Consider the following 12861-nt stretch of genomic DNA (forward strand, 5'->3'; position numbering starts at 1 on the left):
GACACCGGTTGCATCATTATCCATTCTAATGGGCGTCACTGTTGCCGTGTCACACATCGAATCCGGGGAATTCCGCTTTGGCTTCCTCTTGGGATATGTAGTAGACCCCTCTTTCAAGAGCATAGATCTTGATCAACTGCCTGCAGGTCCGACACCGACATAATTCGGCTTGCATCGTCGTGTCCATGGCCACTTCGTCGAAATTGGACGTTGGAACAGGAAACCCTAAGCATTGAGGGCACGTCATCAGAATCCCTTAATCGAAGTTCAGCTCCCATCTGGATTAATCAGAAAGGAAACCGACCGCGGCTGCGCTGGATTGCCGCCCTCGCTGACCACTTGCCGAACTCCGCTGCCTGTTCATTCTCTTCGTCGAAGCCTCTACGCCAGTGTAGGTTCGGGCCCGCGAGTTCAGATCTGCACCGTTATCCGTTGACCACCTAGGGAGCAAATGTCGGGGCGACTCGGCAGGTGATGTGGTCACGAACACTTACTTACGTTGACGCCAAGCACACAAAGTGCGCGTCGGGACACATGAGGCATCTCGTCAACCCTGTTGAGGAAGATGCGCAAGTGCTTTTTGAGCGTCAGGGAAATGCTCCTTCGCCTCTTCCAGAGTTAGAAAATAGGGAGCGCGGGCTTCCGCAACGATCTCCAGTAGCTGTCCACAATTCTTGCACCGGTACAACTCCGCGTGCCTCTCAACGTTGATCCCCAGATACTCGTAATTTGAGCTGGTGCCGCCGAAACTACGACATTTCTCGCATGCCATCAAAATCTCCTTATGGGAGTCCAGCTTCCGTCAGGATTCAGCTCAAAGAATACTGATCCTGGCGGCATTGGCTGCCCACCCTGTGTCACAACTTCCCTCACGCCGCTACTCGTCCAGTCGCCAGTTGTTGAATTCTGGACACCAGTATAGCCGCCAGGGCGCCAGTGTTCGTTGGCTCCTCCATCTGTTTCCACGGGCGGTCGGACATCAACGGCATCCTTTGGAACTGCGATGCCATACATTGGTTTGCCGGTCCGGAAAGATTCCAAGACACCAGGGGCCTTGCCGGTTGCTGTTACAGCCGCAGCCCGATTGGTTACCCCTGCATAATCTTCCGTGGGGGCCAGCCATGTCGCATATCCCTTGGCCCCAAGGGTCGCATCCGGCTTGTCGTAATACTTAGGGCCTCTTTCCCCCATAAGCGAGGCGAAATACCCTTCGTGCATGCCTTTCGATAGCTTTGCGGCATCCTCGGCTGAAAATCCAGCGTCGCGGAATGCCTTATAGCGTTCGTATCGAAGGGCACAAACAGCGAGACCTAACGGATCTCCATACTGAGACGGGTCGTCCACGTAGCTCTGCGTCCGCAACCCTCCCTTGAGTGCAATCGGATCCGGGCTGAGGTATTGTCCCGACTCTGGGTCGTAGTATCGGTTCAGGTTGTAGTTCAGCCCGGTCTCGTCGTCCGCCCATTGGCCCGGGAAACGGAGCGTCGTATCGATTCCTGCATCGTCATCGTCGTTCGCGGCACGCCTCGCCGGTAGCAGTTTGCCCCATACGGAGTACGCCGCCCGCCACACCTGCTCACCGCTTTCGTCGAACACAGCCTTCGGCAAGCCGGCCTGATCTGCCAGAATCGGATAAAGCCCTTTGTCCGTTTCCTGCGCAAATGGCGTGAAGCTACCCGGTTCGATATGCCAGGTGACCACCTGACCCGTCGTACCGTCCCGCTTCTCGATCCAACGTTCCGCGAGCGTGGGACCATCCCACAGGAATTTCACCGATTCGCCGGCGCCGACCTGCCGTTTCTCGACCCGCCGGTTCAGCGCATCGTAGCGATAGACCCACACGCCCCGATCCGGCGTCACGGCTTTGACGAGCCGGTTAAGACCATCCCATGTGTAGCGCCAGGTTCTGGGCCGGAACCCGGGTTGGTCGACCGTCTTCTCGATGGTGCGACCACGGGCGTCATACCGGTAACGCGCATGGCCGACCTGTTCCGGCAAGCCGCCTCGAGCATACCGATGTGCATCGACGGGCGCCTGCTGACCGTGCGCAACGATATTCATCGCCGCGTCGTAGCGGAAGTGTTCAGCTGGTCGCAGCGTGCTGCCGGCAGAGATGATCTGATCGCGCGCGTCGCGCTGGTAGGTCAGCGTGTCTGCGTCGGTTTCGACCCGTTCCAGTTGCCCCACTGTGTCGTAGTGATACACCTGCCGGCTCAGCTGTTCGAGCGCGTACACAGGGTTGGTCTGCAATGCTTCGAAGGCCGCCGCCGGGCCGGCGATCTGCCGGCGAATTCTTCCCAAAGCGTCGTATTGCTGCTGCGCGACGAAGTCGCCTGCCTGCCTGCCAGTTTCTCTACCCAGACCATCGCGTTGGATCGTGAGCCCGGCCACCTGTGTCAACGCACCCAGGGCATCGTACGCATACGCTGTTGCCCGTCGCGGCGTGAGCCGCTGGGTCCGCTGTCCGTCGGCGTCGTAGACGTGCAGTAGCAGCGCTCCGTGCTGATCCTCGCCGATGAGGCGCCCGTTTGCGTCGTACGCGAAGTGCGTCACATGGGATTCTTCGCCTTGCACTTCCGCCGTTGCTAGCCGACCTCCAGCGTCGTAGCGATAGACAAGCCGCACATCGCCGGCGTCGACCCCAGTCACTCGATCGTAGGTGTCGTACGTGTAACGCCACTGACCACCGTCGGGCAGGGTCTTCGCAAGCAGCTGTCCAACGGCGTCCCGTTCGTAATGCGTGGCGCGGCCACCCCAGTCGACCTCCGACACAAGGTGGCCAGCCGCGTCGTACCGGTACTCGTACGATTCACTGAGGGCGTTGATTACCTTCGTGAGCCGGGTCGCGTGGTCGTACTCGAAGCGGGTTGCGTGGCCAGCCTCATCAATCGAAGCCGTCACCAGATCGAACGGGCCATAAGTCTTCTGGGTCGATCGCCCGAGCGAATCGATCCATTCCACCGGCAACCCTTCGCCGTTGTATCGCGTGCGCGACACGGATCCGTCCGGGCGTGTGACGGCCCTCAGCAGGCCACGCGGATTGTCCAGACCATCGGCATAGTCGAAGCGGGTCAGGTGTCCGTCAGGTGAGGTTTCCTCGAGCACGCGGCCAAGCACGTCGACCTTGCGCTGGAATCGTGCACCGCCAGGCAATACGATGTCCGTGAGGCGCAACCGGTCGTCGTAGTCGAGACGTGTCTCGCGGTTCCCCTGAATGACGCGCAGTAGTTCGCCGCGTAGCCCGTAACGATAAGCTGTCTTCGCGCCGTCCGGCTCGGTGCGCGCGATTAGCCGGCGCAGATGGTCGTATTCGAGCTTGATCTGACCGCCGCCAGGCAGGATCGCCCCAGTGAGGCGCTGCTCGTCGTCATACGCAAGCCGGATAGTCCTTCCCGACTTTTCAGCGACCGAGGTCAACTGCCCACGATCATCGTAGCGGTATTCAGTGCGGCGCCCGAGTGGATCGATCTGTGCGATCAACCGGCCGAGCTCCCACTCGGACCGCGTGCAGTGACCGAGTGGATCGGTTTCTGCAATCGCAAGGCCTTCATCGTTGTATTCGTAGATCCACTCACCATCGGCACCGGACACGCGTGTGCGGCGATGTTCGTAGACGAAGCGGCCTGTGTGATAGCCCTGTTGCGTACCCGTCTCGATGACGCGACCTTCGTCGTCGTACAGATAATGCACGTCGGTCTGGTCGGTGTCGCGCCAGCGTGTCATCCAGCCGTGCGTGTTGTACTCGTAACGGAACAGACCGAACTGGAAACTTGCCACTGCGGCGAGCATCCCGCTCTGGTAACGGTATTCGACAAGCGTACGCGTTCCGCCCTCGGTGTCGTGAAGCACAATCCGTTCGGGCGAACGTTGACCACTGTGATACTGGACGTCAAGCCGGTAGCCGTCCGTGTGGGCGAGCGTGGAGAGCCGGTGGTCGACGTCGTACCCGAACACGATCGCGTTCCCGTCCAAGTCCTGGATGCGCTCGAGGCGCGACGCCCGACCTTCCTGAAGCGGTGCGAAGATCAACAGCTTCCGTGTATCGCGATCGAGGACACGCGGCTCAAGCCGGCTCCCGATGAGCCGGTAGCGGGGCTCGCGCAGGTTGATGCCGTCGAGCGCCATTTCAGGTGCATCAAAACCGATAACCAGCCCTGCGCCATCGTGAAAACGGACGAACCGGCCTGCTTCGATAGTCAAACGCTGCGACCAGTTGTCCGACCAGCGTTCGCCCAGCAAGCCGTGATCATCCGAACGGGTGCGGTAACGCCGCTTCAGTTCCAGTGGCAACACGCCGGGAATCGCAAGATCGGTGCGAATTTCCAGCACCTCACCCGACACTGGATCAACCGGATCCTTGCATGTCGGCCGCGTTTCGTCCTTGACGCCACCGCGCTCCGCCGATTCTGTTGACCGGAATCTTTCACGGACTCTGCTACCCGCGAACTTTCCGATTCCAGCTCCAATAATTGCCCCCAGAAGGCCCGCGAGAAACTCTTGCGCGGCCGTCAGTTCCGGATTTTTCGGGCCATACTGCACGGTCGTCTTGTCGATCCAGATGCTGTTGCGCCCGGAGTTGATCTTGCCGCTGCAATGTGTTTCGTGGCCGATCCGGGCAAGCGGTAAGTCATTGACGAAAATCGTCTTGCTGCCATCGACGATCGGCTGCGGCATATCCGAGTGATGTTCGCAGGCCACCAGATCTGTGACGCGCGCTACCTTCTTTCCCTCAAAATACACGTCATCCGAGCCGGTCTTGATCTCGCCGCAATTGGTTCCCAGGGACTGGCTTGCCGAAGCGAGTGCGCTGCCCAAGGTCAGGCCGCCAGCCATGCACGCGCCAACGATCAGCGCACCGGCCAGGCCGCCCGTGGCGACAGTTGCGGCCACTGCCGCGCCGATCGCAACCCCGACCGCGATGCCGACCAGGATGCCCATAAACCCGCTCGAATGCGCTACCTTGTCTCCGACACAAGCGGGATGCGGGTCACCACGTCCGATGCTCAATCCGAGCCAGTCACCGGCGGACACAAATTCATTCGATAGCCAGTCGGTCACGCCTAACTTCTGCATCGCATAGGCGCCGCCAATCGCGATCGACACCGGTAGCAGGACGGTACCAGCCGCGATAGCGCCGGCACCCAACGCAGCAGAGCCGCTTGCCCCGCCAAGCAATGCGGTTCCCGCGGCGCCTAGCCCCGCACTTGCACCCTCAACCGCCGTCATGCCGACATCGGCACCCAACATCGCATCGTTGACGTGCCCGTAGAACGGCTGCTCGGCGGCCTTGGCCGCGTCACCGTCCTCCAGATGCTGGATACTCTCCAGTCGGTCCTCGGCGCTACCGCTCGGCTCGTCGTAGTTCGGCGTGTCTGACATCGTCGCCTCAGGCGGGTTCGACGAGTTTCAGGCTCGAGATCACTTCCTGCATCAGCTGGCGTTGCGACTCGCTCATCGTGCCGGGCGCCGTAAAGGTGAGCATAAGCACGACCTGGCCGTACTCGACCATCGTCAACCGCTGTTGAATCGGGGCGTGATTGTTGGTCCACGTGTACTCATGCACCCGCGCAGCGCGCCCGGACACAGTCGTCTCTTCGTTCAGTACCACGGCATACTCCGGCACCTGCTTTGCCACCTTGCGGATTTCGCTCGCGATGTACTCGTCGAATTTCATCCCCCATGGCATGCGCTCGCGCGTAATCACGAAGCTCACGCCTTCGGTTCCCGTCGCTGCCGACACGAACACATTCATCGTCTTGTCCTGCCACTCGACCGGCAGCGCCAGTGTGCCTTCGTGCATCTGGTACATGTTCGTTATCCCTGTTACTTGTTCTTCGGATTGATGTCCGTGCGGGCGGCCTGTACGTTAATACTTTTGTCATCGAGGTAAATCAACGAACCGCCCTTGTACAGTTCAATGACGTTCTTCGTCATGTGCAGTACCGTACCGCCATCGCCCCCGACCTTGATCCATAGCTCCTTTGCCTCGAGCGTGTGTATGCCCTGCGGTGTCTGGTGCAGCGTGTCGCCCTGCGTGACGACATCGGAGAGATTGCCAACCGACACCGTCGTCTTGTGATCGCCCTTGCCGACCTCGATGGTCCGATTGCCTTTCAAGACCTGCGTCTTTTGTCCGTCCTGAACCACGGTGTGCATGTCCTTCTGCGCGTGCATGTAGAGCATCTGCGCACCGTTCACGTCGCTCATCAGCATCTCGTTCGAGCCCTCACCCTTGTGAGTCTGACTCTTGATCCCCATCGTCTGGCCGCCTGCGCCGTGATACGGATTGCCCTGGTCCCCGTTATAGACGCGGCCGATGATAATCGGGTTATCAGGATCTCCCTGATTGAAGCTCACGTTGACTTCCTGCCCGATCCGGGGAATCGCGGCCGCTCCCCAGCCGTCGCCCGCCCACGGTTGCGAGATGCGTATCCACATGGAGTCCGAACCGTCCATCTTGCCGCGACGGTCCCAGATGAAATGCACCTTCACGCAGCTACCGTTGGTATGGATCTGCTCGCCCTTGGGCCCGACCACGATCGCCGACTGTGTGCCATGAACAATCGGTTTCGGTGTCTGCCTTTCAGCACGGTACGGGATCTTCTTCGGCAGGCAGACGAAGGTATTGCGGTACGGTAACTCGGCAGCGTGCTGTGTGTAGTCGTTCACCACCTCGTGCCGCACCTGCAGGAACACGTATTCCTGGTTGTTCGCTTCCACGGGGTGACCGGTCACGGTCGTTGTACCGGCCGTAGTCAGTCGCCTTGCGTAACCACTTCCTGTGTACCGGTGGGCCTGTGCTTCTTCCGCTTCCATCGAGTAACGCGCGTAACGGTTGCCGTCGTCGCCGTGATCGTACAGCGACTGATGTTCGTAGCGCTCTGTCTGATCCAGCAGGGCATGTTTGCTGTTTTGCGGCGAGGCGTTGACCATCATCAATGGCGACGATGGATTCTCGTGGTTGAAGTCCTGGAACGTAACCTTGCCAACACCAAAGTGACGGCTCTCGTTGAGCCGGTCAATGCAGTTGTTGAGCTTGCTGGCGTCGCTGGTGGAGTACTGCAGCGTCTTGAGACCGTCGATCGGCTGAAACAGGTAGTTCATGTCCCCGATCGCGAGAATATGCTTGTCTTTCTCGTATCGGTGCGTCCAGATCAGTCCTTCCTGCTCCATCAACCGTGCACAGAAGTTGTAGTACGACTCCTGGTACATCACGATATATTCGATTGGCTTGTGCGTGATCCGCAGGTCAAAAGAGAAATCGGAAAATCCGTGTTCCTGGAATATCTGCGTCAGGATTTCGCGCGCGGTCGAGTTCTGGAAAATCCGGCAATCAGTCGAGCGCGTCAGTAGCGCAAACCAGGGTACGACCGTCATCTGGTATTGCGTAACCTTGCCCGGGTTGCCGACGCGGTCGAATGACATGACATAACCGTCGAAGTACCGGAGGTCGTCCTCGTTCGGGCTTGATGCGATGATTTGCCCAAGTGCCGACTGCTTGGTCTGATGGTCCAGCTTGACCTTCACCCTCTGGCCGATCAGATCGTCTCCCGACAGGTCGTGCTTGTGCGCCAGCAGGTCGAGGTGCATCGTCGGCAACGCATTGACGTGTTCATCAATGACCGCCGCGCTGACCAGCAGTACGTCGGGCCCAAGTGGCGTTTCGAGCGTGATGTAGCGGTTTTGCTGTGTCAGTCGGGCAGGACCGCCAGCCGCGCTGTTGATAGCGCCGGCGATTGATTCGGGCGTTTTACCAAGCAGTGAAAAGCCCGTGTGCGCCAGCTGGACCGCGCGCTGCATGGTGTTGATCTGGCCGGCCAGCGCTCCCAGAGGACCCAGGTGACTGGCGAGACCCGAAGCGAGTGAGCCCACTCCACCAAGTGCACTGCCTATGCCCAGCGGGCTGCCGCCCGACGCATCGTTACTGGAGCCGAAACTCATGGTTCAATCCCTTTCAGACGCCGGTGCGTCGTGCTTCCAGATTTCACCGGGCGGCCGATTAAACAGCCCGGATATACGGAGCCGTTAATGTAGGACAACATTGAGTAAAACGAAAGGTCACGACAGTCTATTAACCAGATTTTGCAAATCGCGGGAGTTTTCAGCAGCTATGTCATATTAAAGGGGTAAGACCGGTCCGAGGCGGACAACGCCGGATTAACTCCCCCGTCGACGCGGATATCGTCACCAGTTGCACGAAGCTGTTTGCCGATGCGTAGGGCGCAAAAAACCGGTCCATTACCTGAATCAGGGTGGCCACACTGCGTTCGACGAATAGCGTTTCGTCCAGTATCAATGTCACTTCCAGCCCGTGCACAAACCCTGGGAGCGGTTTGAGCGGAATCCATCGTGTGACGCGTTTGACGGCCAGCGAGACGAAAGCGTCGAACACTCGTCCATTTGCGCCAGAACGGGTCGCGAAGCGTCGGCACGCCTGCCGGATCTCGTCGATACCCTCAGGTCCCAGCCGGGTCGGATGTGGCACGAACAGGGACAGGAGCTTCCATAGCTCGCCGTGGCTGAATTTTGGCCAATGACTTCTCGTCGGCCGGCGCAACAGGACGATCGGACACTTCGCCACGTCGTTCTTCAGCGCGAGGTCGCCACCCGGAGCGCCGTACGGGCGACCAGCCGGCAGGTCTCCGTTGGTGCACAGGAGATCGATCGCCAGTTTCTGCTTCCCCGCGTCGGCGGGCTGGCCGTTGTGCTGGACGAGTATCAGCTCTGGCCGGTCACCGGGCCGGCCAGACAGCGGTAACTCACCGCCACGGCGTACCATCCAGGTCGATTCCCGTCCTGAGACGATCGAACCATGCTGCAGAGAGTGAAAGGGCGGCATGACGGCATGGTCCTCCCGGATCTGCTGTTGCACTCCCTCCACCGACCAGACCTGCGTACCCGGCGCGGCTTCGAATGGCACGACCGGGTAGGAGGCGACACCGGGAGCCGTCTCGACCGGCACCGCATCGTGCGGAAACAGGTTGACCACCGGCGTGCAGAACAGCTGCAGGTGTTCCTCAGATACCGATGCAAGCCGCTGGCCCATGGCCGAGTCTGGATGCACGCCGGCGATGGCCAGATGGAGCGTGATCCGGCTGCACGGTCCCGCGCTCCGTCTGAGTTGCGCCATGTCCAGATCGAGGAAATCGAACTGCTCGGGAAACGCGCAGTACTCCATCAGGAGGTGAATCGGCGCGATCGTCGCGGTGTCCGCGTCCGGACCGGGCATCACGCGGTCCGCCTCGTTAAATCCAACGCCCGTGAGTGGTATTTGCGGCAGCTTTTTCCAGCGCCCCGTGCCGTCCGGCTCGACAAATGCCTGCGTGGCGCCTAGCAGCACACTGTCGGCAAGCGCCGCGGCAATTTCGCGTTGACCGGCCAGATAAAGCCTCACCTTGCCCGGCGCCTCCGACAGGCTCGCCTTGGGCGAAGAGGGAGCGAGCGTGATTGACAGTAACCCGGTCGTGTCGCCCGGTAGTCGTGCGTCGGTCGGTGCAAGTGTCGACGGTCCGTGGCGCACCGCTGAAATTACAAGCGGCGCGAGCGTTACATCGGCAGTCGAATAGAACCTGAATTGATCACCAGGCGTCGTGAACAGTGCGCCACGCGCAATGGCGAGCGTTTTGGTCTGCGTTCGTGGTTGAAACTGGGCGATGGCGCAGGCCGGTAAAGGTCTCAAGAACGCGCCATGCATCGACTCTATCAACGCGCGAGTGAACTCCGGCACATCGTCCTCGAGTCGGGCTGCGATTCCCGCGTTCATCAGTGCCGCACTCTCCAGCATCCGCTGGATGTGCGGATCGTCCGAGTGCTCGCCCGCAATGCTCAGGCGCGCTGCGATTTTTGGAAACTGCCCGGCAAAGCCCTGCATTGACGCGCGCAGTAGTCCGAGTTCCCGTTCGTAATACGGCAGCAGGTTTTCCGGCTCCATCAGTACGCTCGCTTCGGAGTATTCAAGGCATGTTCCCGAGTTTCAAGGGTAACGGCCGGTAATTGTAACCGGCGCCTGTTGCGGAGCGGTCTATGCGAAACGCTCGGGCCCTGACCGGCATCTGTCGACGCTTGCGGCGCGTTTTTTTCCGTCGCGGTGATTCTCGTGAAATAGCAGCGCGCGCACCAGTGGCCCTGCGTGATCGTATTGGGCGTCGCGAGCCACCGATGACCGTGTGCGCATTCCCATTCCAGCCTCGTCGAGCTGTTCACGTAGACTCGGGAAGCGCACCGGCCGCCGCGTTCCGCCTCAACCTGATGCATGCGATCGATGCCGAGCTTCGCGCGTTCGCGACTGCAGATCGCCCACCAGTGCCCCACAACGGTCGACGATGGGAGAGCAAACCAGCGGTGGCTCACCACCGCCACGCGCGTAGCGACGATCACCGGCGCAACGCCGCCTGGTTCGGTACCGGTTTCGCGATCAAGCAGCGAGCCCGGGACGAGGCGATGAAGCTGGTTGCCTGAATCCATGTCCATGACGTTATCCGGCCCGGCCACGCTCTGAACTGAGCCATCGCTTTCGAAGCACACAAATGGCGCTTGCCAGTTACATATAAATCATGTCATGATTTTTCAATCAAATCTCTGAACCCCGAAGACCATGAAAAATCTGACGCGAGCAGAAGAGTCCATCGAGCGCAAGTCACGCCAGTCCCGGCGGTCGATTTTCGTTGCCATCGCTACGGTACTGGCGCTGCACCCTCTGAACTTGCCTCCGGTGAAGCTTGATTTTCATGTCACGTTGGATACGCGGCCGTACCCAGAAGGGTCGTTCAAAAGCTCGCATATGGTGCGCAACTGAGATGAATCGTCCTTTGAGTCCAACCGCCGTATTCCGGGACTTCGTGGTGACCCTGCGTGACCACGGTGTTCCCGATGCATATGAAGCTGCGCTGTCAATGCTCGCTGACTCGCACCGGGGCGATTTGGCCGTGTCAAATACGTTGCCCATCTTCCCGGAGGACTTGCAGGCGATTCGAGAACAGGTGGAGCCGCAACTTACCGAAATTCTTGATTGGATTTCGGTTTCGGACACAGCTAGACGTCGGGGGGAGGCTTCGCTGACGCCGGATATCGCGCAGCTCCTGACTGACCTGGTCATAGAAGGTGCACATCCGCGTGCGGTTGTCCTTCAAGACCCTCTTTGCCTTGCGGCATGTCGATTGAGCAGCGCTGGCGTCTCGGTCGAGCAGTATTGCTCTGGGTCCGACATTCCGGCGCTGTGCGCCGAAATCACCCGTGCTGCCACCTGGACCGTCGTCGGAGGGGCGGAGGACGTGGTGGGCGTTAAGTCCAATGGATTTTTGCCGATTGAGCGGGTCTCAAAAGCGGATGTCGATAACGACGTCGCAATAGCGACATTTCCGCTTATTCCCGGTGTTTCAGGTGGTTTGCATGCAAAACAGCTTCCTTATGCGGCCAGCGAAGACCTTCGTGCGGTTATTTCGGCCGTTGGCTCAAGTATTCGGCGGCTTATTGCGCTTGTACCAAGCTCTTTGCTCTACCGCACTGGAAAGGCGGCTGATTTTCGGAGTGAACTTCTAACCTCAGGACGTTTAGAAGCGGTACTCGAACTTCCCAGTGGCGTGACGCCGCTTGCAACCCACCAGTATTCTCTGCTGATTCTCCGACTCTCAGGAGAGCCGTCTGCCGACGCGTCTGTGTTAGTCATGGCGTTACCTGAACGTCCAACTTTGGCCACTAGGGGGCGCGGTCGGAGAATTGAGGTTGAGTCGAGTCGCACCCTCGCCCGTTGCATATTCGATGGCATCGACGGCCGCGTCGCGGATACCGATACCAAGCGCACACTTACTTGCGAAAAAATTACTCGCAGTGGCTCACTCCTCCCGCGCATGCTGCTTAAAAGTTCCCAGTCAGCGGAAGAAGGTGCCAACAACGGAGCACCACTCCGCGAACTGGTGGATATCTTTCGTCCCTCGTCGATGCTCGTGGACTCACGAGGCTTGGGCGCTAGCCTGACCACCGAAAGCATAGGTCGCGCGTTCCCGTACGTTCGCTTTGTCGAAACAACACAAGACGAAACTCCCGACACTGAACAAACCAGGATATCTGACACAGTTGCGGACCTCCAGCCCGGCGACATAGTCATGGTGGCGAAAGGGGCGGTCGGTGCAATGGGACTTGTTGAAGAGACGTATGCTGGTCGTGTATTCGTGCCGAGCTCCTGCCTCATATTGCGTCCGAAATCTGCGAATTACTCGGAAACACTGTATCTCTTTTTCAAGAGTGGCATCGGAGCAGAACGTCTTCGACAAATCGTCACTGGAAGTACGGCCCGTAACATCCGACTCTCGGACCTCGGCGGACTTGTCGTTCCGCGTCCTTCAGAGCGCGCTTGCGTCGCGGCCAAAGATGCACTTCGAGCCATTAACGATAGAACGCGTGAAATCCAGCGTTTGGAAGAAGAACGTGCCCGGATTTTTGCCAATGCAATTGCGGCAACTTAAAACATATGTACCCACAGTCGTTCCTATGCTGCCAGGCACTTTCGTGCGAATCGCATAAATCAGCTCGGACTCGGGCTTTGCCCCACCGCCTGTCCTTGAGCCGAGAGGGTAGGCGGTGGGCCTCGACCTAAACAAGTGGAATCGGGCTGCCGTCATACAGTGGCCGGGGCCTTGGGCCATCAAGAAGTTTCACGCTTAACCGGCGCCGGCCCTATACCCAACGTCGCAACAGATTCGCGTTCAGCTTGTGGAGGAACGCGATGGCCGCAAGCGACACCCCTGGCCCTTGGCAGGCTGCAACCACGTGGGCCTTGAACTCCACGCTATAGCGCCGACGCCGACCAAGCGGCACTTCTTCTTCGATAGTGTTCACGTGTCCACGTATTTAGTGGGCACGATG

General features: G+C 59.5%; 7 protein-coding genes and 1 pseudogene. 3 read left to right on the forward strand and 5 right to left on the reverse strand.

What is annotated here, in order from left to right:
* Positions 1-771: 771 nt before the first annotated feature.
* From BWP39_RS16510 to tssF, 4 genes are all read right to left on the reverse strand, one after another.
* Complete coding sequence (locus BWP39_RS16510) at positions 772-5379, reverse strand: DUF6531 domain-containing protein (RefSeq protein WP_096721880.1); 4608 nt, start codon at positions 5377-5379, stop codon at positions 772-774.
* 7 nt (positions 5380-5386) lie between these two features.
* Positions 5387-5809 (reverse strand): DcrB-related protein, encoded by a 423-nt coding sequence (locus BWP39_RS16515; protein ID WP_096721882.1) that lies wholly within the window; start codon positions 5807-5809, stop codon positions 5387-5389.
* Positions 5810-5823: 14 nt separating this feature from the next.
* Positions 5824-7941, reverse strand: coding sequence for a type VI secretion system Vgr family protein (locus BWP39_RS16520; protein WP_096721884.1), 2118 nt, complete (start codon positions 7939-7941; stop codon positions 5824-5826).
* A 172-nt stretch (positions 7942-8113) separates the two neighbouring features.
* A complete protein-coding gene (tssF, locus tag BWP39_RS16525) occupies positions 8114-9931 on the reverse strand; it encodes a type VI secretion system baseplate subunit TssF (RefSeq protein ID WP_096721886.1) in 1818 nt (605 codons plus the stop codon).
* A gap of 410 nt (positions 9932-10341) precedes the next feature.
* Here tssF and BWP39_RS32680 point away from each other — a divergent pair.
* The 3 genes and pseudogenes from BWP39_RS32680 to BWP39_RS16545 form a co-directional block, all read left to right on the forward strand.
* Positions 10342-10458, forward strand: a pseudogene (locus BWP39_RS32680) (DUF932 domain-containing protein); the annotation flags it as partial.
* 136 nt (positions 10459-10594) lie between these two features.
* Positions 10595-10795 carry a hypothetical protein gene (locus tag BWP39_RS16540; protein WP_096721888.1) on the forward strand — a complete coding sequence of 67 codons (201 nt, stop codon included), beginning with the start codon at positions 10595-10597 and terminating at the stop codon, positions 10793-10795.
* A gap of 1 nt (position 10796) precedes the next feature.
* Positions 10797-12461, forward strand: a complete 1665-nt coding sequence (locus BWP39_RS16545) for a restriction endonuclease subunit S domain-containing protein (RefSeq protein WP_096721890.1) — start codon at positions 10797-10799, stop codon at positions 12459-12461.
* A gap of 211 nt (positions 12462-12672) precedes the next feature.
* On the opposite strand, the gene BWP39_RS16550 is transcribed toward BWP39_RS16545, so the two are convergent.
* Positions 12673-12834: a transposase gene (locus tag BWP39_RS16550; RefSeq protein WP_096721892.1), complete on the reverse strand. Its 162-nt coding sequence runs from the start codon at positions 12832-12834 to the stop codon at positions 12673-12675.
* Between the last annotated feature and the right edge of the window lie 27 nt (positions 12835-12861).

The organism is Paraburkholderia acidicola (assembly GCF_002362315.1).
In the GTDB taxonomy this organism is placed as follows: domain Bacteria; phylum Pseudomonadota; class Gammaproteobacteria; order Burkholderiales; family Burkholderiaceae; genus Paraburkholderia; species Paraburkholderia acidicola.